The sequence below is a fragment of the Variovorax sp. YR752 genome (assembly GCF_943372545.1).
On sequence record NZ_CALRZC010000003.1, the window covers coordinates 69044 to 94957 of the forward strand.

Sequence of the window (25914 nt, forward strand, 5' to 3'; positions counted from 1 at the left end):
TCGATCCATCGATCAGTCGGGCGCGCGCTCTCTGCTGCGGGCCTGCGCATGGCCCAGGAAGGCACGCAGCTGCGAGGGCCGCACCGGCTTGACGAGCACTGGCAGGCCGGCCTCGCGTGCCGCCGCCAGGTAGTCGCCTCCCACATCGCCGGTCACGATCAACGCGGGCAGTTCAGCCTCGTTCAATGCAAGGCGCAGGTCCGCGATGGCCTGGATGCCGCTCACCTGCACGCCGAGCCGCAGGTCGACCACCAGCGCATCGGGCCGAAAGCCCGCCTGCAGGCAACCCAGCGCACCCGCCATGTCGCTCGCGGCGCGCACCTCCGCGCCCCACGACGCCAGCAGCCCTTGCAGCGCCTGCAACGAACTCTGGTCGTCATCGACCACGAGCACGCGCGCCGCCAATGCGGCCGTCGATGACGCGGCGAGCCGCTCGGCATCGCCCACCCGCGCGCTCTCGGCCGCATCGGCCAACGGCACCTGCACTTCGAACACGCTGCCCTGCCCCGGCTGCGAGCGCACGGTCACGCCCAGGTCGAGCAGCTCGCTCAATCGCTTGACCGTCGCGAGGCCGAGGCCGTAGCCCAGGCGGCGGTCGCGTGCCGGGTTATCGATTTGATAGAACTCGTCGAAGATGTGCGGCAGGTGCTCGGGCGTGATGCCGATGCCCGTGTCTTCGATGGCCAGCCGCAGCCAGCCGTTGTCGACCGAGCCGACGATCCGTACCGTGCCCTTGCGCGTGTAGCGGATGGCGTTCGCCAGCAGGTTGGTGAGCACGCGCGTGAGCAAGGCGCGGTCGCTGCGGACGGTGGCGGCGTCGATCGCCATTTCGAACTTCAAGCCCTTGGCCGCGGCCACCGCCTGGTGCGGCCGGCAGCAGTCGCGCAGCAGCGCGTCGATGGCGAAGAGCGACCACTGCGGGCTGATCGATCCAGCATCGGCGCGCGTGATGTCGAGCAGGTCATCGACCACGTCGGTCATGCCGTCGGCGCAGGCCACGAGTTGCTCCGAAAGCTGTTGCACCTGCGGTTGCGTGCTGACCGTGTGCAGGGTCTGCGCGAGCAGCGCCATCGCGTTGAGCGGCTGGCGAAGGTCGTGGTTGGCCGAGGCGAAGAAGCGCATGCGCGCCGCCACGGCTTCTTCGGCGGTCTGGCGGGCCGAGCGGCTGCGTTCGTTTTCGGCGCTCAGCGCGGTCACCAGTTCGGCATTGCGCCGCCGCTGCGCCTGGATCTCGTGAAGCGCACGCGAGAGCTCCCTGGAACTCAGCAGCGTGTAGACGCCAATCAAGGTCACGATCATCGCCATGGCCAGGTGGTAGCTGCCGCCGAACCAGATGTCGCGCAGCACCAGCGGGCCGAGGATGAAGCCCACATAGACGATGGCCGACCGCTCCATCGTCGAGAGCCGGATCGCGCCACCGAGCGAGACGGTGACCATCGTGATGTGAAGGATGGCCTCGGCCTGCGCCGGCCCGTCGTTCTGCAGCAGCACGCACAGAACGCCCCACGACAAGGCCAGGCTCTGGCTGCTGGCCATGAGGGGCAGCGCCATCGCCGTGAGATTCGACCGAAGGCCGGGCCGCAGCGCCCATGCGACCCAGATGCCGCCCCGCACGGCGACGAGAAAGCAGTAGACGGCGAACCACGCCTGCATGCGCGCACCGTCCGCGCCCGTCGCGTACTCGCGATAGCACAGGTACCCGCCGAGCGCGGCCAGCATCCACGCCCAGGGCGTGGTGCGGATCATCTGCTCGACCTGCTGGAGCTGAAGGTCCGAGAAGCGCAGGCACGCGGCGATGAGGCCACGCGCACCGGGGTCGCGCTGCGCTCTCAGCGAAGGTGCGAGGGCGGCAGGCACCGAAGGCTTCATCGCGGCTCCAGCAGCAGCCCCGCGCGCCGCGCCTGGACCAGCAGGTGGGTGCGATTGCGCGCGTCCATCGTGTCGAGCAGCGCCGTGATGTGGAGCTTGACCGTGCGCTCCGCGATCGCCAGCTCGGCGGCGATCTGTTTGTTCTGGCGGCCCTGCGCCACCAGCAGCAGCACTTCGAGCTGGCGCGGCGTGAGGCTCGCCACTGGCAGGCCGGTGCGCGAGGTCAGCACATCGAAAGACTCGCCACCCGCGGCCACCTCGTCCAGCGCCGCGGCGATGTGCGCCACCGAGCGCGACTTGCCGATGAAGCCGGCCGCACCCGCGGCGCGTGCGCGCGCGGCGAGTGCGGGTTCTTCATCGCCAGAGATCATCAGGCGCGACACGAGAGGATGCCGGGCACCGAAGAGGCGCAAGCCCTCGAGGCCGTCTTCACCGCCCAGGCGGTAGTCGATCAGCACGATGTCGGGCGCGCACTGCGAGGCGCACGCCACGCCCTCGGCCAGCGAGAGCGCGGTCTGCACTTCGAAGTCGGGGCGGGCGTGCGTCAGCGCATGCGCAAAGCCGACACCGAACAGCGGGTGATCGTCGACAAGCAGGAGTTTCATGGTGCCGTGATCCTTGGGTGCGGGTCCGGCCCGCGCCCTCTCCTCGTAGGGCGCCATTGTTGTCTACACCGGCGCATCGGTGCCGCGCCGGCTGTCGCGACGCCTCAGTTGCAGCGGCCGGCCGCGCGCAGCAGCGCATTGCAGGCCGGTGCGGGACCCGTCGCCGGCCGCGTGGCGGAGCGGCGCGCGGACGCGGGGGCGTCGCTCTGGCGCATCTCCTGGCAGACGGCATCGCTGACCACCCGGCCCACCACCGACACCGAACCCTCCACGTAGCAGCTGTAGAGCCGCCCGCCATCGGTGCGGGCCTGGAAGGTCGTCTGCACACCGCTGTCGGCCCGGTTCGAGATGGTGAACGCCTGCGGCGGCAGGCCCAGCGCGCGCGAGGTGTTCGTGACGATGGCGTCGTCGGCCACGGCATGCGAAGCGCATCCGCCTGCCAGAGCGGCAGCCATGAGAAGCAAGGGCACGCAGAGAAGCGTTCGTGAAGAGGTCATGCGGCAAGCCTATCGGGACACCTTGCGCCGGCCCTACGATCCGCCCCTCTGGAACGAACAAGCACAGAAGGCGCCGGGCCCCGGCGCCAGCGGACGCGGAGGAACACAGACATGACGAAGACGAGCAGCTACGGACGGTGGATGGTGTGCGCAGGCGCGCTGGCCCTGCTGGCGGCCTGCGGCGGCGGCGGTGGCGGATCGGGCGGCGGCGCGTTGCCGCCCCTCGGCCTCTTTCCGCCCGCGCCCCCGCCGGCGGTCGCGACCCATCGCCTGGAAGTCGGCATCACCGGCAGCGGCCGCGTCGGATCGCAGCCTGCGGGCATCGACTGCATCGATCGCTGCAGTGCGGATTTCAACGCGGGCACCGAGGTCGTCCTCGCGGCCACGCCGGCCGCGGGACAGGTGCTCGGCAATTGGGGCGGCGCATGCAGCGGCAACGCCAGCACCTGCACCGTGCGAATGGACGCAGCACTCGGCGTGACGGCCACATTCGCGGCGGCTCCGCCGGTGATCGGCTGGGGCGACGCGTCGGCGCTGTCGGCCGGCGGCGCCAGCCTGCCGAAGACTGCGATCGACGCGCAAGGGCGCGCGCTGGTCGTGTGGCGCCAGGTCGAAGGCAGTCCCCAGGTGGATCGGTTGTGGGGCAGCCGCTACCTGCCCGGCAGCGGCTGGACCGCGCCGCAGCGCCTCGAGGCCAACGCCGGCGGCGTGCGCGACATCCGCGTCGCCATCGACAAGCCCAGCGGCCGCGCCGTCGTGCTGTGGACCCAGCTGAGCTCCGTGACCGGCTACGACCTGTGGGCGCTGCCCGTCGACCCTGCAGGCGGCTGGGGCAGCCCCGCGCTGCTGGAGACCGGCACCGGCATCGTCGGCAACGCCAGCGTGGGCATCGACGCCAACGGCAACGCCGTCGCCGTGTGGTCGCAGATCGGGCCGGCCACACGCTTCAGCATCTATGCCAACCGCTACACCCCGGCCAGCGGCTGGGGCACCGCCGTGCTCATCGAGACCAACGAAGTCGTGGGCAGTGTCGACGGCGACCCGGCCGTCGTGGTCGCGGGGTCCGGCGAATCGGTCGCGGTGTGGAAGCGCTCCGACGGCAGCAGCGCCTCGCTCTGGACCAACCGCGCCAACGCAAGCGGCATCTGGACCACCGCCACCGAACTCGTGCCCGACACCGGCACCGGCCACTCCATCGGCGCCCACGACCTGGCGATCGACGCCGCCGGCAACGCGCTGCTGGCCTGGGGCCAGGCCGACCTGCCCGGCGGCAGCAACCAGTGGGAGAGCGCCGTGTGGTTCAAGCGTTTCTCGGCGGGCGCATGGCAGAGCAGCGCCGCCCGCGTGGGCGCGCCGTTCGTCGCCACGCAAGCGTTGCTGAGCACGCCCGTGCTGCGCATGAATGCAGCGGGTGCGGCGGTCGTGAGCTGGGGACGGCTGGACAACGCGCTCATGGCGGCGACGGCGGCACCGGGGGCTGCATTCGGCGCGGACCGTGCGGTGCGGGCGGCGGCCTCACAGGCGTTGGCGAGCTTGCCTGCTGTGGGTGTCGACGATGCGACGAACGCGCTGGTGGCATGGGCGCAGGGCAATGGCGTGGGGACGAGCGATCTCTATGCGGCTCGGCACACGCTGGCGGATGGCTGGGGGACGCCTGTGGCTCAGGAGGGCACGGATGAAGTTGCGACTGCGCCGGATCTGGCGATGAATGAAGTGGGGAATGCGGTGCTGGCTTGGCAGCAGTTTGAGGCGGCGAGTGGGACGCGCATCGTGGTGCGGCAGTACGGGTCGGGGAGGTAGTTGCGTGAGGGGGCAAATGGCTGCCCCCTAATCGCAGCCATGGCGACCACTCGCCCAAAGTGTGGGGGCTCGACGCCGAGGTCCACGAGCCCTGATCACACGCCTATCGGCGTGACGGTGCAATCAGGCGCGGCGGCCCGGCCACGTCGCCAAGGCCTGGTCGACGACTTCGTAGAGGGCGACCCGCGTTGCGCCGGCTTTCGCCTGGACCGCCATTCCCTGCGTCAAGGCCATGATGAAGCGCGTGAGTCCGCCTGCATTCGCGGAATCTGGCAGGTCTCCTTCGGCCTTCGCCCGCTCCAGCCGCTTGTGCAAGGCGGTTTCCGTCTCTGCCTGCCAGCGTGCCAATGCGCGTCTGATGGGTTCAGCTTCTTCCGAAGAGCCTACGGCACTGTTGGTGCTCATGCAGCCTTGGGCGGATGAGTCCATGGTCTGGATATCAGCCGAACCGCGAAGGATGCGCTCGACGACCTGAAGAGAGGTGGGTTCGTCCAGGGCCTCGGTCACGAAGCCCATGTACCTTGTGATGTAGCGGTCGAATGCGCGAAGAAACAGAGCTTCCTTGTTGCCGAATGCAGCATAGATCCCAGGTCTGGCGACTTTCATCGCCTCTGAGAGGTCGGAAAAAGACGCGCCTTTGTAGCCCTTCTGCCAGAACACGGCCATGGCGGCGTCAAGCGCCTCCTCGGTATCAAACTCGCGGTGACGACCCATCTCAGTGCTCCCACCTGGCTTTTCATTGATTCAGTACCGGTCATTATAAATCGCTTGACGCCTTGCGCTTCGATGGATAACGTTCGGTACCGTAATGATCGGTACCGAAAATAAGACCAGATTGCCGGGGGCCCGATCAAGGCAATAACCAGGCAAGGGGCTGACCTGGAACATTCAGCCCAGAGAACACAAGGGAATAGACAAAATGACAAAAACTCTCGATGGCAAAGTCGCCGTCATCACGGGCGGTAGCTCCGGGATCGGACTCGGTATCGCCAAGCGCTTTGCGTCCGAGGGCGCTTCCGTCGTGATCGCGGGCCGCCGTCAAACTGAACTTGATGCGGCAGTCGCAAGCATTGGCGGCGAGGTCAGTGCCGTTCGGGTAGATATCTCGAAACTCGCCGATCTGGACGCGCTCTATGGGTTCGTCCGGAGTCGCTATGGCCGTGTGGACATCGTGGTTGCAAATGCAGGCAGCGGAACGTACGCACCACTCGGAGAAATTAGCGAAGAGCAGTTCGATCAGGCGTTCGGCATCAATGTGAAGGGCACGCTCTTCACTGTGCAAAAAGCGCTACCGCTCCTGTCGCCAGGATCGGCGGTGATCCTGACCGGCTCGGGGATGTCGATCAAGGGAATGGCCTCCCTCAGCGTCTACAGCGCGACAAAGGCCGCAATCCGCAATCTCGCCCGCAGCTGGATCCTGGACCTGAAGGGCAAGGGCATCCGGGTCAATGTGCTGAGCCCTGGACCGATCAGAACGCCCGCGCTTGTGGGGATGGTCCCTCCTGAACAAGAGCAGGCCTTTCTCGATAGCTTTGCCCCCAACATTCCGCTGGGCCGCGTCGGCGAGCCCGACGAAATCGCTAAGGCGGCGGTCTTCCTCGCATCGGATGCATCGAGTTTCGTCAATGGCGTGGAGCTGTTTGTCGACGGCGGCATGGCGCAGATCTGACGAGCGCCGAGGTCGGCGACCTCGCGCAGGCCCGTAGAGCCGCCTTATCGTTGTCCTCAAGATTCTGCGGGAGAAAAGTTGCTCGGCAAGTACTTTGCGTACTTGCTGCGCACTCGCGCAATGTCTTGGCCCACAACAGCAGCTGTGGTCGAGCTTCGTGCGAAATGCCTCGATTGCCGGGTCATGTCGCAACATCCGGGACGCAACGGTCGCATTGCCGACGGATGGGTAAGGATGTCGAACTGGCCGAGTCTCAATGCAGGACATCGACGACTGGCGGAGAGTGTGAGATTCGAACTCACGGACGCTTTCACGTCGGCAGTTTTCAAGACTGCTGGTTTAAACCACTCACCCAACTCTCCGGAACCGTCGATTTTAAGCTGACGGCGCAGCCTTACTCGTCATCGGGCAGGAACAGCGTCTGCAGGTCGCTCAGGAAGTCGAGTCCGCGCTCGGTGGGCCACACGCGGAACAGGTCGCGGGCGACGAGCCCCTTGCGCTCGGCCTCTTCCATGCCGCGCTGGATCGACGTCATCGCCAGGCCCGTGCGCTCGCTGAACTGGGGCAGCGTGAAGCCCTGCTTCAGCCGCAGTGCGTTGAGCATGAACTCGAAGGGCAGGTCGGCCAGCGCCACTTCGTCGCTCTGCGACACGGCCGCACCGGCGCGCGCGTTCTCCATGTACAGGCGCGGTTCGCGATAGCGCACCTGCCGCACGATGCGGTGCGCGAAGCTCAGCTTGCTGTGCGCGCCGGCGCCAATGCCGAGGTAGTCGCCGAACTGCCAGTAGTTGAGGTTGTGCGCGCACTGGTGCCCGTCGCGCGCATAGGCCGAGACCTCGTAGCGCGACATGCCGCTCGCGCCCGTGCGCTCGGTGATGCGGTCGAGCATGGCGTAAGCGATGTCGTCCTCGGGCAGCGTGGGCGGGAACTTGGCGAACCAGGTGTTGGGTTCGATGGTGAGGTGGTAGATCGAGATGTGCGGCGGCGCGAGGGCCAAGGCCTGGGTCAGGTCGGCGTCGAGGCCTTCCATGGTCTGGCCCGGCAGGGCGTACATCAGGTCGAGATTGAAGGTGTCGAAGGCGCTCGCGGCTTCTTCGACCGCGGCGATGGCCTGGGCGCGGTCGTGCACGCGGCCCAGTGCCGTCAGGTGCTCGTCGTTGAAGCTCTGCACACCCACCGACAGGCGCGTGACGCCGGCCGAGCGGTACGCACGGAAGCGGTTGCGCTCGAAGGTGCCGGGGTTGGCCTCGAGCGTGATCTCGCATTCGGGCGCGAGCTTGAGGCGCGCGCGCACGTCCCCGAGCAACCGGTCGATGGCTTGCGGCGAGAACAGGCTGGGCGTGCCGCCGCCGATAAAAATGGTGTGGACGGTGCGGCCCCAGATCAACGGCAGCGCGGCGTCGAGGTCGGCGATCAGCGCGTCGATGTAGGCGGCTTCGGGAAGGCCGTCGATGTCGGCCTCGCTCGTGGCGCGCCACTCGTGCGAGTTGAAGTCGCAATAGGGGCACTTGCGCAGGCACCACGGCAGGTGGATGTACAGCGACAGCGGCGGCAGCGCGGCGAGTTGCAGCGGGCCGGGGCGCATCCAGTGCAGCACGTCATTGGCCTGGAGGGCGCCGCCGGGTTGGGCGGGCTGGATCGGGAAGACGGTGGCCATAGGTCAGAACCAGCGCTCGCGCATCAGGGCGAGCATGGCCTGCGCGGCGCGGCCGCGGTGGCTGTGGGCGTTCTTCACGTCAGGCGGCAGCTGGGCGAAGGTCTTGCCGAAGGTCGGCAGGTACATGACGGGGTCGAAGCCGAAGCCGTTGTCGCCGATGGGCGCAAGCGCGATCTCGCCGACCACGCGGCCGACGGCAATGAGCGGCTCGGGGTCGTCGTGACGGCGCAGCGCGACCAGCGTGCTCACGAGCGCGGCGCGGCGGTTGACGACGCCGTCGAGCTGTTCGAGCAGCGCCTGCACGTTGTTGGCGTCGCCCTTGGCGTAGCCGAACTGCGTGGCGTAGTAAGCGGTGTCGACACCCGGCAGGCCGCCGAAGGCATCGACGCACAAGCCGGCGTCGTCGGCAATGGCCGGCAGGCCGGTGGCGGCGCTGGCGTGGCGCGCCTTGGTCAGCGCGTTCTCGACGAAGGTGCGGAAGGGTTCTTCAGCCTCGCCCACGCCCAGCGCCGACTGCGGCACCAGGGTGACGGACAGCTCGGCAAACAGCTGCTGGAGTTCGGCGAGCTTGCCCGCGTTGTTGGAAGCCAGAACCAGTTTCATGGAAAGTCAAAGATGGCTGTGGCGCCCGATGGAGGGCGGGCGCCAGTAGCTGATGGTTGTGGTCGTCAGTCGGTCAGTTCGAAAGCAGGGCTTGCTGCTGCAGGCTCACGAGTTCGCCGATGCCCTTCTCGGCCAGGCCGAGCAGGAGGTTCATTTCTTCGCGCGTGAAGGCCACGCCTTCGGCCGTGCCCTGCACTTCGACGAAGTGGCCGGCGCCGGTCATGACGACGTTCATGTCGGTGTCGCAGGCCGAGTCTTCGGTGTATTCGAGGTCGAGCAGCGGCGTGCCGTCGACGATGCCCACCGAGATGGCGGCCACGTGGCCCTTGATGGGCGAGGTCTTGATCGCGCCGGAGGCCAGCAGCTTGTCGACGGCGTCCTGTGCGGCCACGAAGGCGCCGGTGATGGCCGCGGTGCGCGTGCCGCCGTCGGCCTGCAGCACGTCGCAGTCGAGGTGGATGGTGCGTTCGCCGAGCACGGCGAGGTCGAACACGGCGCGCATCGAACGGCCGATGAGGCGCTGGATTTCCTGCGTGCGGCCGGTCTGCTTGCCCTTGGCGGCTTCGCGGCTGCTGCGGGTGTGGGTGGCGCGCGGCAGCATGCCGTATTCGGCCGTCACCCAGCCTTCGCCGCTGCCCTTCTTGTGCGGCGGCACTTTTTCTTCGACCGAGGCGGTGCACAGCACGCGGGTCTGGCCGAACTCGATGAGCACGGAGCCTTCGGCGTGGATGGTGAAGCCGCGGGTGATGCGCACGGGGCGCAGCTGGTCGGCGGCGCGGCCGCCGCTTCGTGTGAAAGCAGTCATTTTCAAAACCCAAAAAGGAAAAAAGTCAGCCGCTCTTCAGCGGCATGTTCGGGGAACACCGCGGAACCGGCTTTGCCGGGCCGCTGGTGTTGCCCCCTGGAAGGGGGTTGGCGTAGCGACACGAAGTGCGCGAAGACTGGGGGTCATCTAACTTTTGCGTGCAGCGGAGCGGCGGATGGCTTCGTTGATCTCGGCGATGGAGCGCTCGATGGCGTCTTCGTCGAGATCGTCGATCTCGCTGTCGGACGGCATGCCGGCCTGGATGGTCGAGGCGAACACGCCGTCGTCGATGGTTTCGGTGGACACGCCGCGGTCGTCGCCGGACGTTTCGGGCATTTCCCACTCGAGCGCGATGAGCGTCACGTTGTCGCTGTGGGCGCCGCCCTTGCGCAGCGCCATTTCGGCGAGGTCGGGCGCGGCGTCGGACACGGGCTTGCCCGACGACAGGGTGTGCACGATGACGGCGTCGTCGAGCACGCCCCAGACGCCGTCGGAGCACAGCATGAGGCGGTCGCCGCGCTGCAGCGGCAGCGGCGCCGACACGTCGAACAGCGGCGTGGTGGGCGAGCCGAGGCAGGTCAGCAGCAGATTGCGGTTGACCGGGGCGTCGGTGGCGCCGTGGGGCTTGGGGCGCTCGGCGTGCGAATGGTCGCGCGTGCGGGTCAGCAGGCGGCCGTCGCGCACGACGTACAGGCGCGAGTCGCCGCAATGCAGCCAGGTGGCAGTGGTGTTCTGCAGCACGGCCGCGACCACGGTGGTGCGGGGCGTGTCGAGCATCGCCTTGTGGCTCGCGTACCGCATGATCTGCTGGTGCGCCGCCATGGCCGATTCGGCCAGGAAGGCCTTCACGTCCTTCACGGTGGGACGGGCCTCGCGCTGGTACAGCGCCGCGATGGTCTGCAGCGCCAGCTGGGCCGCCACTTCGCCTTCAGGATGGCCGCCCATGCCGTCGGCGAGCACGAACAGACCCGATTCCCGCGTGTAGCAGTAGCCCATGCGGTCTTCGTTCTTGACGCGGCCGCCCTTGCGGCTGACCTGGAACACGGAGAACTTCATGTCGATCAGGCCGGACGGGTGGTGGGCGCGGCGGCGCGCGGAAGGCTCTTCTTGTCGAAGGAGCGGATGTTGTCGAGCGACAGGCGCACCTTTTCGCCGACCGTGAGCTTGGTGTAGCGGCGCTCGCCTTCGCGGCTGAGTTCTTTTTGGAGCGCAAACACCGACTGCGGGCGCGAGAGCGGGTCGAGCGACATGCACCACTCGACGACCTCGATGAGGTTGTCGGAGTACACGCCGCGCAGGCGCGAGAGCGACAGGCTCAGGCGGTCTTTCTCGATGCGACGCGGCGCATCGTTGGGCGGGTAACCCTGCATGCAGGCGTAGATACAGGCGCCGATGGCGTAGATGTCGGTCCAGGGGCCCATCGACGAATCGCGCCGGTACATCTCGGGCGCGGCAAAGCCGGGCGTGTACATGGGGCGGATGAAGATGCCCTCCTTGCTGAGCACTTCGCGCGCGGCACCGAAGTCGATCAGCACGGCGCGGTCGTCGTCGGTGACGAAGATGTTGGCGGGCTTGATGTCCAGGTGCAGCATCTTGTACTGGTGGACGATGCGCAGGCCGCGCAGGATTTCGTCGAACAGCGAACGGATGGTCGACTCGCGGAACACCTTTTGCCGCTTCAGGTCGCGCGCCGTGACCACGAAATCCTGCAGGGTCGCGCCCTCCAGGTAGTTCATGACCATGTAGACGGTTTCGTTCTCGCGGAAGAAATTGAGCACGCTGACCACCGACGCATGCGAGATTTGCGCGAGCGAGCGGCCTTCTTCGAAGAAGCTCTTGAGCCCCAGGCGGTACAGCGACAGTTTCTCGGGCGGCACCTGCGGCGCCAACTCGCCGGGACCCCGCGTAGCGAGCGACGAAGGCAGGTATTCCTTGACGGCCACCTGCTGGCCGTTCGGGTCGATGGCGAGGTAAACCACGCCGAAACCGCCCGCGGAAAGCCGGCGAACGACGCGATATCCGCCAATGACCGTATCGGGCAACAGGGGCGTAGGCTTGACCTTTGACATAATCCGGGAGTTTCGCCCGAAGGCGATGGTGCGGCAAGCGAACGCTGTACCGACGCCTCGGTGCTTGCAAGCAAAACCACAGTGAGGCGCAATGCCAGTTTACAGCATGACCGGCTATGCCAGCGGCCAGAACGGCCCCGCAGGCAGCCACTCCGAAGCCGATGCACGGCCCTCCGCCGCGGGCCGACTCGGGGTCGAAATCCGCTCGGTCAACAGCCGCTTTCTCGACCTCACCTTCAAGCTCCCCGAGGAGCTGCGCCAGCATGAGACCGCGCTGCGCGAGCTGCTCACGGCCAAGCTCAAACGCGGCAAGGTCGAGGTGCGCGCGGCGATCGAGAACACGTCCCAGGCGGGCGTGGTCGAGCCCTCCGTCAAGCTGCTTCAGCGGCTGAACGGCGTGCAGGACGGCATCCGTGCCTGGCTGCCCGGCGCCCGCGAGCTCAGCGTGGCCGACGTGCTGCGGCTGGCCGGCGGCGACGGCGCCACGCGCGGCGACTGGGGCCCCGACCTGCTCGACGTGGCAGGCAAGGCGCTCGAGGCCCTGATGTCGGCCCGCCAGCGCGAAGGCGCCCGGCTGGCCAAGATGCTCGAGGCCCACCTGGCCCAGCTGCGCACCCTGGTGCAGCAGGCCGGCCCGCTGGTGCCCCAGCTGGTCGAACAGCAACGCAACCGCTTCCTGGAGCGCTGGCAGGAGGCCATGGGCCTGACCGCCGGCACGGGCGGCACGCTGCCCGAAGCCGCCCAGGACCGGGCCCTGACCGAAGCCACCGCCTTCGCGATCCGCATCGACGTGGCGGAAGAGCTCACGCGGCTGAATTCGCACCTCGACGAGATCGAGCGGCTGCTCAAGAAGGGCGGCGACATCGGCAAGCGGCTGGATTTCCTGATCCAGGAGCTGCACCGCGAAGCCAATACCCTGGGCTCCAAATCGGCCGCCCTGGAACTCACGCGCATCGGCGTGGACATGAAGGTCCTCATCGAACAGATGCGCGAGCAGGTGCAGAACATCGAATGACGACGAGCCCCCCCATGGACTACCCCGGCAATATCTTCGTGGTCGCCGCGCCCAGCGGCGCCGGCAAATCGAGCCTGGTCAAAGCGCTCATGGAGCTCGACTCGGCCGTTCAACCCTCGGTGTCCCACACCACGCGCCCGCCGCGCGGGCAGGAAAAGCACGGCCGGGAGTACTTTTTCGCCTCCCCGACCGAGTTCGACGCCCTCATTGCGGCCGACGGCTTCGTGGAATGGGCTCATGTACACGGCCACCGCTACGGCACGTCGAAGAAGGCGGTCGAGGAGCGGGTGGCCCTGGGCACCGACGTGATCCTCGAAATCGACTTCCAGGGCGCGCTGCAAATCCGCAAGACCTTTGCCAACGCGGTCATGATCTTCATCCTCCCGCCCAGCTGGGAAGAGCTGCGCTCCCGCCTCGAGCGGCGCGGCGAAGACAGCGCGGCGGTGATCGAACTGCGCCTGAAGAACGCGGCCGAAGAGATGGCCCAGGCCGGAAAATTCGATTTCGTTATAATCAACGAGTTATTTGAGCGCGCACTTTTCGATCTCAAGGCGATCGTCCACGCGCAGAGGCTCCGGTATTCCGCACAGCGCAGAGCACGTGCCGATACGTTCGCCGCACTGAACATCCCTTGAAATCCCCGCTCACCGACCGAAAGAATTCATCATGGCACGCATCACCGTCGAAGATTGTCTGGTTCAGATTCCGAACCGCTTCCAGCTCGTTCTCGCCGCCACGTACCGTGCGCGCATGCTGAGCCAAGGCCACGCGCCCAAGATCGAGAGCAAGAACAAGCCCGCCGTCACCGCCCTGCGCGAAATCGCCGAAGGCAAGATCGGCATCGAAATGCTCAAGAAAGTGCCAGGCTGATCTGACGCAGCCCCGCAACGAAAAGGCACCGCATTGCGGTGCTTTTTTTACGTCTGGACGCGTCCATAGAGCGGTCACGCTAAAGTGATAGCCATGAGTGCGGTCGCCAAACCTACGTCCCCTACGCCGAAACCGAGTCCGGCGGCGTTGAACGCGGCCGCCGCGAGTTTTGCCGCGCTGACGGCCCGCCTCGACTACCTGAGCCCCGAAGACACCGAGCTGGTTCGCCGGGCCTACCGCTTCGCCGACGAGGCCCACCTCGGGCAGCTGCGCAACAGCGGCGAGCCGTACATCACCCATCCCATCGCCGTGGCGGCGCAGTGTGCCGAGTGGAAGCTCGACGCCCAGGCGCTCATGGCCGCGCTGCTGCACGACGCCATCGAAGACTGCGGCGTCACCAAGCCGGAGCTCATCGAACGCTTCGGCGCCCCGGTTGCCGAGCTGGTTGACGGGCTCACCAAGCTCGACAAGCTGCAGTTCAACACGCGCGAAGAAAACCAGGCCGAGTCCTTCCGCAAGATGTTGCTGGCCATGGCGCGCGATGTGCGCGTCATCCTGGTCAAGCTGGCCGACCGCACGCACAACATGCGCACGCTGGCCGATGCGCCGCGCGAAAAGTGGGCCCGCATCTCGCGTGAAACGCTGGAGATCTACGCCCCCATCGCGCACCGGCTGGGCCTGAACCAGACCTACCGCGAGCTGCAGGACCTGTCGTTCCGGCACCTCAAGCCCTGGCGCTATGCCACGCTGGCCAAGGCCGTCGCCAAGGCCCGCGGGCGACGACGCGACCTGATCCAGAAGGTGCAGAAAGAGGTCGAGGCGGCCTTCTCCGCCGCCAGCATGACGCTGCGCATCGCGGGTCGCGAGAAAACGCTCTACTCCATCTACCGCAAGATGGAAGAAAAGCACCTGAGCTTCGCGCAGGTCACCGACATCTACGGCTTCCGGCTCATCGTGCCGAACGTGATCGCCTGCTACACGGGCCTGGGCATCCTGCACCAGATGTACAAGCCGCTGCCCGGCAAGTTCAAGGACCACATCGCGATCGCCAAGCTCAACGGCTACCAGTCGCTGCACACCACGTTGGTGGGGCCGGCCGGCGTGAGCGTGGAGTTCCAGCTGCGCACCGAGGCCATGCACGTCGTGGCCGAGTCGGGCGTGGCCGCGCACTGGCTCTACAAGGCCGCCGAGCCCAACGCCGCGAGCAACGACCGGCTGGGCACCAAGTGGCTGCAGTCACTGCTCGACATCCAGGACGAGACGCGCGACGCCGCCGAGTTCTGGGACCACGTCAAGGTCGACCTGTTCCCCGACGCCGTCTACGTCTTCACGCCCAAGAGCCAGATCATGGCGCTGCCGCGCGGCGCCACCGTGGTCGACTTCGCGTACGCCATCCACAGCAACATCGGCGACCACACCTCGGCCGCGCGCATCAACGGCGACCAGGTCCCGCTGCGCACCGAGCTGAAGAACGGCGACGTGGTCGAAGTGATCACCGCCCCCGTGTCGACGCCCAACCCCGCGTGGCTGGGCTTCGTGCGCACCGGCCGGGCACGCTCCAAGATCCGCCACTATCTGAAGACCCTGGCGCATGCCGAGTCCGAGGGCCTGGGCGAGAAGCTGCTGGCCCAGGCGCTGCGCGCCGAAGGCCTCGGCAAGCTGCCCGAGGAAGACGAACAACACCAGGCGCTGTGGGAGAAGCTGCTGCGCTTCACCGGCAACCGCACCCGCGCCGAGCTGCTGACCGACATCGGTCTGGGCAAGCGCATCGCGAGCATCGTCGCCAAGCGGCTCATGGCGCTGATGGCCGAGATCGGCGAGCGCCCCGACGCCCTCCTCCTGAGCCGCGAGCGCTTCACCTCGCACGAGGCCGTGTCACAGGGCGCGGTGACGCTCGATGGCAGCGAGAACTCTTCCGTGCGCTTTGCGCAGTGCTGCCGCCCCATTCCCGGCGACCAGATCGTCGGCTACCTCGGACATGGCGAAGGGCTGGTGGTGCACACCGACGATTGCGGCGTCGGCCAGCGCCTGCGCAACAAGGACAGCGAACGCTTCTTCGCGGTCGAATGGGCCGACGAGCCCACGCGCGCCTTCGAGACCGGCGTGGTCATCACCGTGCGCAACGACAAGGGCGTGCTGGCCCGCGTGGCGGCCACCTTGGCCGATGCCGAAGCCGACATCACGCACGTGGAAATGGCCGACGAGACCCCGCAAGACTCGACCGACCTGCGCTTCGTGATCGCGGTGCGCGACCGTTCGCACCTCGATGCCGTGCTGCGCGCCGCGCGCCGGACCGCGTCGGTGCTGACTGCGGCGCGGACGATTCCGGCGCCCTGACCTTCTTCGTCAGTTCGCCGTGCGCGGCGCCGGGTAGCTCACCGACAGGATCTCCACCTCGTGCGCCCCGCCGGGCGTGATGAGCTTCACCACGTCGCCCTCGCGCGCCTTGAGCAGCGCACGTGCGATCGGGGAAATCCAGCTGACCTCCGACTTGGCGCTCTCGGCCTCGTCGATGCCGAGGATCGTGACGCTGCGCTCCTCGCCGGTCTCGTCGGCATAGCGGACCGTGGCACCGAAGAAGACCTGGTCGCGCCCGTGGTGCACCGACGGGTCGGTGATCTCCGCGATCTCGAGCCGCTTGCCGAGGAAGCGGATACGCCGGTCGATCTCGCGCAGGCGCTTCTTGCCGTAGAGGTAGTCGCCGTTCTCGGAGCGGTCGCCGTTCTTCGCGGCCCAGTGCACGGCCTCGACGACCTTGGGACGCTCTTCGTCCATCAGCTGCAGCAGCTCGTCGCGCAGGCGCGCGTAGCCCTCGGGCGTGATGTAGTTCTTGCTGCCGGCCGGCAGCGGGGGCATCGCGCCACCTGCGCCGTCATCGTCGTCGTCCGCATCGGCGTCCGACTCCTTGGTGAATGCCTTGTTCAATGCAGAGTCCTTCAAATCGGAAATACTGGGCGCCCTTGCCGCGCCGTACAAGCGGTTGAGTTTGCCGCAACCGAAATGTCCAAGAGACAGGAGCCCTTGTGATCGCCACCAGACACTTCTCACGCCGCTGCAGCACCTCGGCGAGGCTTCATTTTGGCGTTCTCGCGGCCCTTGCCGGCGTTCTGTTCGCCCTTCCCTTCAGCACGCACGCCAGAACGCAGACCTGCTTCGTCGCGAGCATCCACAGCGGCGACACCGTGACCGCCCGCTGCGGCGACGCGGCCAGTGCCAATGCGTGGCGTCTCGTGCGCCTGCAGGGCATCGAGGCGCCAAAGCCCGGGCAGCCCTTCGCAGACCAGGCCCGACAGAAGATGCACGACATGGTCCGCCTGAAGCCAGCGGATGTCGACTGCGACGATCCCACATCCCATGCTCGCGAACGCGTCTGCCGCGTGATGGTGACGCCGGACTCGGCACCCAACGGCCCGAGGACGCTCGACGCCAGCCTGGCATTGCTGACCGTCGGATTGGCGCGCTGGCAGCCCGCGCAGGCGCATCGCCTGTCGCCCCAGGAGCGCGGGCAGTATGAATTCGCGGAAGAAGAAGCGAGAGCCAAGCGGGCAGGCCTCTGGAAAGACGCGCGACCAATGCGCCCTTGATGCCGGCACGGCGCAATGACCGGCCAAAGAAAAAGGGTTAGCTCGATAAACGAGCTAACCCTTGAAGAGTGGTGCGGCTGGCAGGAATTGAACCCACGACCCCTTGGTTCGTAGCCAAGTACTCTATCCAACTGAGCTACAGCCGCACAGCTTTCGATTATAGCGTGTTTTTTCTCGCATCCAAACCTTTGTGATCGAAAGCTGAAAATGCGAACGAAAGCAGCCCGCAATGAGGCCTGTTGTGACGCATCTCGCCCACGCTGCGCCAAAGAGGCCCATCCGACCCGGTACACTCCGCCCCGCCCGGAATAGCCTGGGCCGCCGTAGGCAACACGGCGCCATACCATCCAAGGAATACTGAATGAACCGCATCGAACTGGTCGAGAAGATCGCCACCACCCACAACCTGAGCAAGGCCGAAGCCGCACGCGTGCTCGAAACGATCACCAGCAGCGTCGTCGCTGCCGTGAAGAAGGGCGACTCGGTCCAGCTGGTCGGCTTCGGTACTTTCAAGCAAGTCGCACGCGCCGCGCGCTCGGGTTTCAATCCCCAAGCCGGCACCAAGATCAAGATCGCCGCCACCAAGGTGCCGAAGTTCGTCGCTGGCGCTGCCTTCAAGGCCGCCATCGACCCCAAGGCCGCCAAGCGCAAGGCTGAAAAGGCCGCTGCTGCACCCGCTGCCAAGAAGGCCGCCGCTCCCAAGAAGGCAGTTGTCACGAAGGCTGCTGTTACGAAGGCAGCTGTCACCAAGGCAGTGGTTGCCAAGGCTCCCGCCAAGAAGGCCGTCGCCAAGAAGAAGTAAGACCGACGGTGCGACGACAGTTGCGCAGGCCTGGCCTGGCAGTTGTCCGTATCGACGTCAAAAAGCCGCCCTCGGGCGGCTTTTTTGTGGGCGGCTGCCGCGCAGCGAATGCGGGCAGCGAAACCCTCTGCGTGAGGGCCCCAAACGAAAATAGCCTGGAAGAGAAACCCTTCCAGGCTATTCGAGAGATGGTGCGGCTGGCAGGAATTGAACCCACGACCCCTTGGTTCGTAGCCAAGTACTCTATCCAACTGAGCTACAGCCGCGCAGCCTTGAATTCTACCCCGCAGAAAGCGCTCTTCTGGCGAGGCCTTCAAAAAAGCTTCGCGGCCTTGCGATGCGACAGCCTCAGGCCACTTGTTCGACGACCGCTTTGCGCCCCATCAACCTCGACGCCAGGCGCTTCACCAGCAGGTAGAACAGCGGCACGAAGAAGATGCCCAATGCCGTCGCCGCGAGCACACCGCCGAACACGCCGGTGCCGATCGCGGTCTGGCTGCCCGAGCCCGCACCGGTGGCAAGGGCCAGCGGAATCACGCCAGCCAGGAAGGCCAGCGACGTCATCAGGATAGGTCGCAACCGCAGCCGCGCACCTTCGGCAACTGCCTCAAGCAGCGGCACGCCACGACGCAGCGCGGCTTCCGCGAACTCGATGATCAGGATCGCGTTCTTGGCCGACAGGCCGATGGTCGCAAGCAGCCCCACCTGGAAGTAGATGTCGTTCGATAACCCGCGCAACGCCGCCGCGATCACCGCACCGAGCACGCCCAGCGGAATCACCAGCATCACAGAGACCGGCACCGACCAGCTCTCGTACAGCGCCGCCAGGCACAAGAACACCACGAGGATCGACAGCGCGAACAGCAGCGGTGCCTGTCCGCCCGACAGCCGCTCCTGGTACGACAGGCCACTCCAGGCCTGGCCCGTGCCGCTCTGCGTCTTCGCGAGGCTCTCGATGGCCGCCATGGCCGTGCCCGAGCTGACGCCCTGCGCGGCTGCGCCCTGAATCTGCACCGCGGGCACGCCGTTGTAGCGCTCCAGCTGCGACGCGCCCTGCGACCAGTGCGTGGTCGCAAAGGCCGAGAACGGCGTCATCGCGCCCGTGCTGCCGCGCACGAACCACTGGCTGATGTCGTCCGGTGCCGAGCGGTACGGTGCATCGGCCTGCACGTACACGCGCTTCACGCGGCCGCGATCGATGAAGTCGTTCACGTAGCTGCCACCCCAGGCAATGCCCAACGTGGTGTTCACGTCGTCCAGCGACAGCCGCAGCGCCGAGGCCTTCAGCTGGTCGATGTCGACCTGCAGCTGCGGCGTACCGGCCACGCTGTTGGCGCGCACCGACTGCAGGCGCTTGTCCTTGTTGGCCTCGCGCACCAGTGTTTCGCGCGCCTGCAACAGCCGCTCGGCGCCCATGGCCGAGGTGTCCTGCAGCCAGAACTCGAAGCCGTTCGATTCGCCAAGACCCTCGATGGGCGGCGGCACCATGCCGAAGACCTCGGCGTCGCGCTGCTGCCTGGCCAGCGCCTTGCCGGCGCGCTCGACGATGGCGTGCGCGCGCTTGTCCGCACTGGCGCGCTCGGACCAGTCCTTCAGCGAGACAAACGCCATGCCCATGTTCTGCCCCGAACCGCTGTAGCTCCAGCCAGTGAGCGTGAAGATGGTGTCGGTCGTGTCCTTCTCGGTTTCGAGAAAGTGCTTTTCGATGGCGCGGTTCACTTCGTCGGTGCGGCCCGCGGTGGCGCCGGCCGGCAGCGTCGCAATCACCATCACGCTGCCCTGATCCTCTTCCGGCAGGAAGCCGCCGGGCAGGCTCAGGTACAGCAGGCCCATGCCGGCCACGATGGCGACGTACACCGCCGTGAAGCGCAGCGGCTTGCGCAGGATGCGGCCCAGCACGCTCACGTAGCGGCCCTGCGCGGCATCGAAGCGACGGTTGAAGGCCCCCAGGAAGCCACGCGTGCGCGGCGGCACGCCGGGCTTCAGGAAGCGCGCGCACAGTGCCGGAATGAGCACGATGGCCACCACCACCGACAGCGCCATCGACGCGATGATCGTCACCGAGAACTGCCGGTAGATCACGCCCACCGAGCCGCCGAAGAAGGCCATGGGCAGGAACACCGCCGACACCACCACCGCGATGCCGACCAGCGCACCGGTGATCTCCTTCATCGACTTGATGGTGGCGGCCTTCGCATCGAGCCCTTCTTCGTGCATCACGCGCTCGACGTTCTCCACCACCACGATGGCGTCGTCCACCAGCAGGCCGATGGCCAGCACCATGCCGAACAGCGTGAGCACGTTGATCGAATAGCCGAAGGCCGCGAGCACGCCGAAGGTGCCCAGCAGCACCACTGGCACGGTGATCGCGGGGATCACCGTGGCGCGCCAGTTCTGCAGGAACAGGAACATCACGACCACCACCAGCGCGATGGCCTCCAGCAGCGTCCGGATGACCGACTGGATCGAGATCTTGACGAAGCGCGTCGTGTCTTCCGCGTAGGCCACGCGCAGGCCGGCGGGCAGCGAGCGCTCGAGTTCGGCAATGCGCGCCTTCACCGCACTGGCAGTGGTCAGCGCGTTGGCGCCGGGTGCCAGCATCACAGCCGAGCCCGCGGCCGGGTGGCCGTTCAGGCGCGTGGTCTCGGCATACGACTCGCTGCCGATTTCCACCCGCGCCACGTCGCCCAGCCGCACCACGGCGCCATCAGCCTGCGTCTTGAGCACGATGCCCTTGAACTGGTCAGGCGTCTGCAGCCGCGAGAGCGCGGTGACGGTGGCGTTCAGGTGCTGCGTCGGCGCCGAAGGGCGCGCGCCGATCTCGCCCACCGACACCTGCGTGTTCTGCGCGGCAATGGCGGCCGTCACGTCGGACGGCATCAGCTGGTAGCTGGCCAGCCGGTGCGGGTCGAGCCAGATGCGCATGGCATACGCGGCGCCGAAGGCCTGCACCGAGCCCACGCCGTCGACGCGGCTGATCGGGTCGCGCAGGTTGCTGGCCATCCAGTCGGCGATGTCGGTGTCGGTGCGCTGGCCGGTCTCGTCGTAGAGCGCCACGATCAGCAGGAAATTGTTCTGCGACTTGGCGACGGTCACGCCCTGCTGCTGCACCGCCTGCGGCAGCCGGCTGGTGGCCTGGCTGACCTTGTTCTGCACCTGCACCTGCGCGGTGTCGGGGTCGATGCCCTGGCGGAAGGTGACGTTGATCTCGGCCCAGCCCGCCGAGCTGCTCGTCGACTTGAAATACATCAGGCCGTCGATGCCCTTGAGCTGCTGCTCGAGCACCTGCGTCACGCTGTTCTCCACCGCCTGCGCCGAGGCGCCGGGGTAGTTGGCGGACACGACCACGGTGGGCGGTGCGATGTCCGGGTACTGCGACACCGGCAGCGTGCGAATGGCCACGCCGCCGGCCAGCATGATGAGGATGGCGATGACCCAGGCGAAGACGGGCCGCTGGATGAAGAAATTGGCGATCACGGGAGGTTCTTGTCGTTTCTTAGTCGGCGGGCGACGCGCCCGCCGTGGACACCGGCACCGGCTTCACTTTTTCGCCGGGGCGCGCGCGCTGCAGGCCGTCGACCACGAGGCGGTCGCCCTCGCGCAGGCCTTGAGTCACGACCCAGTGCTCGCCCTCGCTGCTGCGCACTTCGAGCGCGCGCAGCTCGACCTTGTTGTCGGCCCCCACCACCAGCGCGGTCGGTTCGCCCTTCTCGTTGCGGGCCACGCCGCGCTGCGGCGCCAGGACGGCCTGACGCTCCACGCCGGACTCGACCTGCGCACGCACGTACATGCCGGGCAGCAGCAGCCCTTGCGGGTTCGGAAACTCCGCGCGCAGCGTGACCGAACCGGTGGCCGCATCGACGCTCACTTCGGAGAACTTCAGCGTGCCGGCATGCGGGTAAGGCAGGCCGTCCTCCATGCGCAGGCTGACCTTCGTGCTGGCTGGCGCCATGTCGCCCGAGATGAAGCGGCGCTTGAGCTTCGTCAGTTCCAGGCTCGACTGCACCACGTCGACGTAGATCGGGTCGAGCCGCTGGATCGTGGCCAGCGCCATCGCCTGGCCCGGTGCCACGAGCGCGCCTTCGGTCACGCCGGAGCGGCCGATGCGTCCCGCGATGGGCGCGGTGATGCGCGTGAAATCGAGGTTGATGCGCGCCGCCTTCACGGCCGCCTGCGCGGCCTTCACGCCGGCTTGTGCCTGCACCAGCGCGGCCTGCGCTTCTTCGTGCTCCTGCCTGCTCACCGCATTGGCCTTGACCAGTTCGCCGAAGCGATCGGCCTTGCCGCGCAGGCTGGCGATGGTGGCCTGCGACGTGGCCAGCGCGGCTTGCGCCTGCTCATGTGCGGCCTCGAACGGGCCGGGCTCGATCTCGTACAGCACCTGGCCGGCGTGGACCATGCCGCCCTCTTCGAACAGCCGCTTGCGCACGATGCCGTTGACCTGCGGCCGCACCTCGGAGACGCGGTAAGCGGCCGTGCGGCCCGAGAGCTCGGTGTGCACGGCCACATCACTGGCGTGCAGGGCGACCACGCCGACTTCGGGCGGCGCGTCATCGGTGGTGGGGGCCTGCTTGGCGCCGCATGCAGCGAGCGCGAGCAGGGACATCGGAAGCAGAAGCTTGAAAAGCGGGGTCATGGCCATCGGGAATCGCGGTGCGGTACGACGCGCACGGGGGATCGCCCGGCTGGTTACATTTGCACCCAAATGGTGCATTCTGCCTTCGATGTTGCGTTGCAACCTGAAGGAATCCTGTGCTCGCCGTAGGTGAAATCGGCGGCGGCCGTGGGCCGCGCTCGCGCGCCCCTGGCAGCAAAGAAAAAGGCCGCGCAGTGCGGCCTTCATCGGAGTGTCTATAGAGGGGGAATGTGGTGGTAGGCCGTGAGTGGCTTGAACACTCGACCAACGGATTATGAGTCCGCTGCTCTAACCAACTGAGCTAACGGCCCACGCGGGCCCGATTCTATGCGCCGCGCGCGGCCACCTACTTGCGGTAGCTCAGCGCGTTGCTCACCAGCCGCGACGTGATGTCGACGATCTGGATCATGCGGTCGTACGGCATGCGGGTCGGGCCGATCACGCCCAGCGTGCCGACCACCTGGCCGTCGACCTCGTAATTGGCGCTGACGATCGACAGCTCTTCGAAGGGCACGACCTGGCTTTCACCGCCGATGAAGATGCGCACGCCCTCGGCCTTGCTCGACACGTCGAGCAGCCGCATCAGCTGCGCCTTCTCTTCAAAAAGATCGAAGGCGCGCCGCAGCTGCCCCATGTCGCTGGAAAAATCGGTCACCGACAGCAGGTTGCGCTCGCCGGAAATCACGACATCGTCGGCCTTGGCATCGGTGAGCACTTCGGAGCTGACCTGCACCGCCGCCTGCATCAGCGCGGCAATTTCGCCGCGCAGCTTCTCGACCTCGGATTGCAGCCGGTCGCGCACCTGCTCGATCGTCAGGCCTGCGAAGTGCGCGTTGATGTAGTTCGAGGCCTCGACCAGTTGCGACTGCGAGTAGTCGGACTCGGGGAAGATCACGCGGTTTTGCACGTCGCCGTCGGGCGACACGATGATCACCAGCAGCCGCCGCTCCGACAGGCGCAAAAATTCGATCTGCTTGAACACCGAGGCGCGCCGCGGCGCCATCACGACGCCGACGAACTGCGACAGGTTCGACAGCAGGTGGGCGGCGTTGGCGATCACCTTCTGCGGCTGGTCGGCCGCCAGGCTCGGCGTGCTCATCTGCTCGCGCTGCGCGGTCAGCATGGTGTCGACGAAGAGTCGGTAGCCGCGCGTGGTCGGCACGCGTCCGGCCGAGGTGTGGGGGCTTGCAATGAGCCCCAGCGCCTCGAGGTCGGACATGACGTTGCGGATGGTCGCGGGCGAGAGATCCAGCCCCGCCGAACGCGAGAGCGTGCGTGATCCGACGGGTTGCCCATCGGCGATGTAACGCTCGACCAGCGTCTTCAACAGCAACTTGGCACGGTCGTCCAGCATTGCAAGATTTTAGTGTTGTAATTTGTTAGCTATGACCTCTCGCTTTCGTCACGTCGCCCTGATCGGCAAATACCAGGCTTCCGGCGCCCGGGCGCAAGCCGATGCGCGCGACGGCGTGATGGAGGGCATTGGCGCCTTCCTCGAATCGCAGGGTTGCACGGTGTTCGTGGAGCGTTCGTCCTGCGAGGACACCGACGCGCCGCCGCACCCGCGCTACCAGGCGCTGTCAGTCGAAGAAATCGGCCAGCGCTGCGACCTCGGCCTCGTGGTCGGCGGTGACGGCACCATGCTCGGCATCGGCCGGCAGCTCGCGTGCTACGGCATCCCGCTGATCGGCATCAACCGCGGCCGGCTCGGCTTCATCACCGACATCCCGCTGGACAACTACCAGGCCACGCTGATCCCGATGCTGGCCGGCGAATACGAAGAAGACCACCGCAGCCTGATGCACGCGCAGGTGATCCGCGACGAGGCCGTGGTGTTCGACGCGCTCGCGATGAACGACGTGGTGGTCAACCGCGGCGCCACCTCGGGCATGGTCGAGATGCGCGTGTCGGTGGGCCGCCATTTCGTGGCCAACCAGCGCGCCGACGGGCTGATCATCGCGTCGCCCACGGGCTCGACGGCCTATGCGCTGTCGGCCGGCGGGCCGCTGCTGCATCCGGCGGTGCCGGGCTGGGTGATGGTGCCGATCGCGCCGCACACGCTGTCGAACCGCCCCGTGCTGCTGCCCGACGCCGACGAAATCGTGATCGAGCTGGTGAGCGGTCGCGACGCCAGCGCCAATTTCGACATGCAGTCGCTCGCCTCGCTCGCCATCGGCGACCGCGTGGTGGTGCGCCGCTCCGACTTCCGGGTGCGCTTTCTTCATCCGCGCGGCTGGAGCTACTTCGACACGCTGCGGAAAAAACTCCATTGGAACGAAGGGGGCTCCTGAATGAAGGACCATGCCCCCCGCTTGAGGACGAACTGAGATGGCTTTGCGACGCATCGCACTGCGCGACTTCGTGATCGTGCGGTCCCTTGAACTCGATCTGTCGGCCGGCTTCACGGTGCTGACCGGGGAAACCGGCGCCGGCAAGTCCATTCTGATCGACGCGCTGCAACTGGCGCTGGGCAACCGCGCCGACGCCGGCGCCGTGCGCGAAGGCGCCGAGCGGCTCGACGTGAGCGCCGAGTTCGACGCCGACCCGGCCCTGGCCGGCTGGCTCGACGAAGGCGGCTTCGAGGTCGGCGACGGCCTGCTGCTGCGCCGCACGGTCGACCTGCAGGGACGCAGCCGCGGCTGGATCAACGGCAGCCCCGCGACCGCCACGCAACTGCGCGAGCTGGGAGACCGCCTGCTCGACATCCACGGCCAGCACGCCTGGCAGAGCCTGACCCGCCCCGAGGCCGTGCGCGGCCTGCTCGACGCCTACGCAGGCGCGCGCACCGACGCGCTCGACGCCGCCTGGCACAGCTGGCGGCAGGCGCTCTCGGCGCTCGAGCACGCACGCTCGGCGCAAGACTCGCTGCAGCGCGAGCGCGAGCGACTGCAATGGCAGATTTCCGAAGTCGCGAAGCTCGCACCGGGCGCTGACGAGTGGGAAGAGCTTTCGGCGCACCACTCGCGCATCTCGAACGCGCAGGCGCTCATCGACGCGGCCCAGGGCGCAAGCCAGGCACTCGAAGACGACGACAACGGCGCCCTCGCCGCTCTTACGCGCGCCGCGACGCTGCTGCAGAACTGCGAACACATCGAGCCCGAATTTCGCACGCTCGGCGAGGTGCTGGCCTCCTGCGTGGCACAGGCCTCGGACGCGGCCCATTCGCTGCACGGCTACCTGCGCGACACCGACACCGATCCGAAGACCCTCGCCGAACTCGACGAGCGCATGGGCCTGTGGATGTCGCTTGCACGCCGCTACAAACGCACGCCCTCCGAACTACCCGTGCTGCTGGCGGGCTGGCAGGCGGAGTTGCAGGCGCTCGACGCGCAAAGCGACCTCGAAGGTCTGGAGCGCGCCGAGCAGAGCACGCAGCAGGCCTACATGAAGGAAGCCAAGGCCCTCGGCAAGATCCGCAAGCAGGCCGCGCCAC

The 25914-nt window shown here is 67.2% G+C and carries 23 protein-coding genes and 4 tRNA genes; 10 read left to right on the forward strand and 17 right to left on the reverse strand.

The window, feature by feature from the left end; all coding sequences use genetic code 11:
- Positions 1-12: 12 nt before the first annotated feature.
- The 3 genes from AAG801_RS01270 to AAG801_RS01280 all read right to left on the reverse strand — a co-directional run bounded on the left by AAG801_RS01270 (position 13) and on the right by AAG801_RS01280 (position 2929).
- Positions 13-1869: a hybrid sensor histidine kinase/response regulator gene (locus tag AAG801_RS01270; protein WP_341886805.1), complete on the reverse strand. Its 1857-nt coding sequence runs from the start codon at positions 1867-1869 to the stop codon at positions 13-15.
- Positions 1866-2474 carry a response regulator transcription factor gene (locus tag AAG801_RS01275; RefSeq protein ID WP_341886806.1) on the reverse strand — a complete coding sequence of 203 codons (609 nt, stop codon included), beginning with the start codon at positions 2472-2474 and terminating at the stop codon, positions 1866-1868. Before AAG801_RS01275 ends, AAG801_RS01270 begins: the two co-directional genes overlap by 4 nt.
- 104 nt (positions 2475-2578) lie before the next feature.
- Positions 2579-2929 (reverse strand): hypothetical protein, encoded by a 351-nt coding sequence (locus AAG801_RS01280; RefSeq protein WP_341886807.1) that lies wholly within the window; start codon positions 2927-2929, stop codon positions 2579-2581.
- A 153-nt stretch (positions 2930-3082) separates the two neighbouring features.
- Between AAG801_RS01280 and AAG801_RS01285 the strand changes: the two genes are divergently transcribed.
- Positions 3083-4771: a hypothetical protein gene (locus AAG801_RS01285; RefSeq protein ID WP_341886808.1), complete on the forward strand. Its 1689-nt coding sequence runs from the start codon at positions 3083-3085 to the stop codon at positions 4769-4771.
- 123 nt (positions 4772-4894) lie between these two features.
- On the opposite strand, the gene AAG801_RS01290 is transcribed toward AAG801_RS01285, so the two are convergent.
- Positions 4895-5485 (reverse strand): TetR/AcrR family transcriptional regulator, encoded by a 591-nt coding sequence (locus tag AAG801_RS01290; protein ID WP_341886809.1) that lies wholly within the window; start codon positions 5483-5485, stop codon positions 4895-4897.
- A gap of 205 nt (positions 5486-5690) precedes the next feature.
- Between AAG801_RS01290 and AAG801_RS01295 the strand changes: the two genes are divergently transcribed.
- Positions 5691-6440 (forward strand): glucose 1-dehydrogenase, encoded by a 750-nt coding sequence (locus AAG801_RS01295; protein WP_341886810.1) that lies wholly within the window; start codon positions 5691-5693, stop codon positions 6438-6440.
- 274 nt (positions 6441-6714) lie between these two features.
- On the opposite strand, the gene AAG801_RS01300 is transcribed toward AAG801_RS01295, so the two are convergent.
- The 6 genes from AAG801_RS01300 to AAG801_RS01325 form a co-directional block, all read right to left on the reverse strand.
- Positions 6715-6802 (reverse strand) — tRNA-Ser (locus AAG801_RS01300).
- Between the two features lie 32 nt (positions 6803-6834).
- Positions 6835-8097, reverse strand: a complete 1263-nt coding sequence (hemW, locus tag AAG801_RS01305) for a radical SAM family heme chaperone HemW (protein ID WP_341886811.1) — start codon at positions 8095-8097, stop codon at positions 6835-6837.
- 3 nt (positions 8098-8100) lie between these two features.
- Positions 8101-8700: a non-canonical purine NTP pyrophosphatase gene (locus tag AAG801_RS01310; RefSeq protein WP_341886812.1), complete on the reverse strand. Its 600-nt coding sequence runs from the start codon at positions 8698-8700 to the stop codon at positions 8101-8103.
- Between the two features lie 73 nt (positions 8701-8773).
- Positions 8774-9505 carry a ribonuclease PH gene (gene rph, locus AAG801_RS01315; protein WP_341886813.1) on the reverse strand — a complete coding sequence of 244 codons (732 nt, stop codon included), beginning with the start codon at positions 9503-9505 and terminating at the stop codon, positions 8774-8776.
- Positions 9506-9652: 147 nt separating this feature from the next.
- Entirely contained in the window at positions 9653-10561 is a 909-nt protein-coding gene (locus AAG801_RS01320) for a PP2C family serine/threonine-protein phosphatase (RefSeq protein ID WP_341886814.1), read from the reverse strand.
- Between the two features lie 5 nt (positions 10562-10566).
- On the reverse strand, positions 10567-11574 hold the full coding sequence (locus AAG801_RS01325) for a serine/threonine-protein kinase (protein WP_101488825.1): 1008 nt from the start codon (positions 11572-11574) through the stop codon (positions 10567-10569).
- A gap of 91 nt (positions 11575-11665) precedes the next feature.
- Here AAG801_RS01325 and AAG801_RS01330 point away from each other — a divergent pair, with 91 nt between their 5' ends.
- The 4 genes from AAG801_RS01330 (at position 11666) to AAG801_RS01345 (ending at position 15796) form a co-directional block, all read left to right on the forward strand.
- Positions 11666-12589 (forward strand): YicC/YloC family endoribonuclease, encoded by a 924-nt coding sequence (locus tag AAG801_RS01330; protein ID WP_056573333.1) that lies wholly within the window; start codon positions 11666-11668, stop codon positions 12587-12589.
- 14 nt (positions 12590-12603) lie between these two features.
- Positions 12604-13224 (forward strand): guanylate kinase, encoded by a 621-nt coding sequence (gene gmk, locus AAG801_RS01335; RefSeq protein ID WP_056573336.1) that lies wholly within the window; start codon positions 12604-12606, stop codon positions 13222-13224.
- A gap of 31 nt (positions 13225-13255) precedes the next feature.
- Positions 13256-13459: a DNA-directed RNA polymerase subunit omega gene (gene rpoZ, locus AAG801_RS01340; protein WP_013543330.1), complete on the forward strand. Its 204-nt coding sequence runs from the start codon at positions 13256-13258 to the stop codon at positions 13457-13459.
- A gap of 93 nt (positions 13460-13552) precedes the next feature.
- Positions 13553-15796, forward strand: a complete 2244-nt coding sequence (locus tag AAG801_RS01345) for a bifunctional (p)ppGpp synthetase/guanosine-3',5'-bis(diphosphate) 3'-pyrophosphohydrolase (protein ID WP_341886815.1) — start codon at positions 13553-13555, stop codon at positions 15794-15796.
- Positions 15797-15805: 9 nt separating this feature from the next.
- On the opposite strand, the gene greB is transcribed toward AAG801_RS01345, so the two are convergent.
- Entirely contained in the window at positions 15806-16384 is a 579-nt protein-coding gene (gene greB / locus AAG801_RS01350) for a transcription elongation factor GreB (protein WP_341886816.1), read from the reverse strand.
- 98 nt (positions 16385-16482) lie between these two features.
- Here greB and AAG801_RS01355 point away from each other — a divergent pair, with 98 nt between their 5' ends.
- Positions 16483-17043: a thermonuclease family protein gene (locus AAG801_RS01355; protein WP_341886817.1), complete on the forward strand. Its 561-nt coding sequence runs from the start codon at positions 16483-16485 to the stop codon at positions 17041-17043.
- Between the two features lie 69 nt (positions 17044-17112).
- Here AAG801_RS01355 and AAG801_RS01360 read toward each other — a convergent pair.
- A tRNA-Arg gene (locus AAG801_RS01360) sits at positions 17113-17189 on the reverse strand.
- 215 nt (positions 17190-17404) lie between these two features.
- Here AAG801_RS01360 and AAG801_RS01365 point away from each other — a divergent pair.
- On the forward strand, positions 17405-17845 hold the full coding sequence (locus AAG801_RS01365) for an HU family DNA-binding protein (RefSeq protein WP_192193529.1): 441 nt from the start codon (positions 17405-17407) through the stop codon (positions 17843-17845).
- 189 nt (positions 17846-18034) lie between these two features.
- Here the strand turns inward: AAG801_RS01365 and AAG801_RS01370 are convergent.
- The 5 genes from AAG801_RS01370 to hrcA form a co-directional block, all read right to left on the reverse strand.
- Positions 18035-18111: transfer RNA gene (locus AAG801_RS01370), tRNA-Arg, on the reverse strand.
- Between the two features lie 82 nt (positions 18112-18193).
- Positions 18194-21322: an efflux RND transporter permease subunit gene (locus tag AAG801_RS01375; RefSeq protein WP_341886818.1), complete on the reverse strand. Its 3129-nt coding sequence runs from the start codon at positions 21320-21322 to the stop codon at positions 18194-18196.
- A 19-nt stretch (positions 21323-21341) separates the two neighbouring features.
- Positions 21342-22451, reverse strand: coding sequence for an efflux RND transporter periplasmic adaptor subunit (locus AAG801_RS01380; RefSeq protein WP_341886819.1), 1110 nt, complete (start codon positions 22449-22451; stop codon positions 21342-21344).
- Between the two features lie 264 nt (positions 22452-22715).
- Positions 22716-22792 (reverse strand) — tRNA-Ile (locus tag AAG801_RS01385).
- 35 nt (positions 22793-22827) lie between these two features.
- On the reverse strand, positions 22828-23835 hold the full coding sequence (hrcA, locus tag AAG801_RS01390; RefSeq protein ID WP_192193531.1) for a heat-inducible transcriptional repressor HrcA: 1008 nt from the start codon (positions 23833-23835) through the stop codon (positions 22828-22830).
- Positions 23836-23866: 31 nt separating this feature from the next.
- On the opposite strand from hrcA, the gene AAG801_RS01395 reads away from it, so the two are divergent.
- Positions 23867-24772, forward strand: coding sequence for an NAD kinase (locus AAG801_RS01395; protein WP_056573377.1), 906 nt, complete (start codon positions 23867-23869; stop codon positions 24770-24772).
- 37 nt (positions 24773-24809) lie between these two features.
- A partial coding sequence (locus AAG801_RS01400) for an AAA family ATPase (protein ID WP_341886820.1) occupies positions 24810-25914 on the forward strand: 1105 nt, incomplete at its 3' end.

Coding starts and splice junctions, on each gene's coding strand:
- AAG801_RS01270 (WP_341886805.1), bottom strand. CDS start 1,869: ATGAAGCCTTCGGTGCCTGCCGCCCTCGCACCTTCGCTGAGAGCGCAG.
- AAG801_RS01275 (WP_341886806.1), bottom strand. CDS start 2,474: ATGAAACTCCTGCTTGTCGACGATCACCCGCTGTTCGGTGTCGGCTTT.
- AAG801_RS01280 (WP_341886807.1), bottom strand. CDS start 2,929: ATGGCTGCCGCTCTGGCAGGCGGATGCGCTTCGCATGCCGTGGCCGAC.
- AAG801_RS01285 (WP_341886808.1), top strand. CDS start 3,083: ATGACGAAGACGAGCAGCTACGGACGGTGGATGGTGTGCGCAGGCGCG.
- AAG801_RS01290 (WP_341886809.1), bottom strand. CDS start 5,485: ATGGGTCGTCACCGCGAGTTTGATACCGAGGAGGCGCTTGACGCCGCC.
- AAG801_RS01295 (WP_341886810.1), top strand. CDS start 5,691: ATGACAAAAACTCTCGATGGCAAAGTCGCCGTCATCACGGGCGGTAGC.
- hemW (WP_341886811.1), bottom strand. CDS start 8,097: ATGGCCACCGTCTTCCCGATCCAGCCCGCCCAACCCGGCGGCGCCCTC.
- AAG801_RS01310 (WP_341886812.1), bottom strand. CDS start 8,700: ATGAAACTGGTTCTGGCTTCCAACAACGCGGGCAAGCTCGCCGAACTC.
- rph (WP_341886813.1), bottom strand. CDS start 9,505: ATGACTGCTTTCACACGAAGCGGCGGCCGCGCCGCCGACCAGCTGCGC.
- AAG801_RS01320 (WP_341886814.1), bottom strand. CDS start 10,561: ATGAAGTTCTCCGTGTTCCAGGTCAGCCGCAAGGGCGGCCGCGTCAAG.
- AAG801_RS01325 (WP_101488825.1), bottom strand. CDS start 11,574: ATGTCAAAGGTCAAGCCTACGCCCCTGTTGCCCGATACGGTCATTGGC.
- AAG801_RS01330 (WP_056573333.1), top strand. CDS start 11,666: ATGCCAGTTTACAGCATGACCGGCTATGCCAGCGGCCAGAACGGCCCC.
- gmk (WP_056573336.1), top strand. CDS start 12,604: ATGGACTACCCCGGCAATATCTTCGTGGTCGCCGCGCCCAGCGGCGCC.
- rpoZ (WP_013543330.1), top strand. CDS start 13,256: ATGGCACGCATCACCGTCGAAGATTGTCTGGTTCAGATTCCGAACCGC.
- AAG801_RS01345 (WP_341886815.1), top strand. CDS start 13,553: ATGAGTGCGGTCGCCAAACCTACGTCCCCTACGCCGAAACCGAGTCCG.
- AAG801_RS01365 (WP_192193529.1), top strand. CDS start 17,405: ATGAACCGCATCGAACTGGTCGAGAAGATCGCCACCACCCACAACCTG.
- AAG801_RS01380 (WP_341886819.1), bottom strand. CDS start 22,451: ATGTCCCTGCTCGCGCTCGCTGCATGCGGCGCCAAGCAGGCCCCCACC.
- hrcA (WP_192193531.1), bottom strand. CDS start 23,835: ATGCTGGACGACCGTGCCAAGTTGCTGTTGAAGACGCTGGTCGAGCGT.
- AAG801_RS01395 (WP_056573377.1), top strand. CDS start 23,867: ATGACCTCTCGCTTTCGTCACGTCGCCCTGATCGGCAAATACCAGGCT.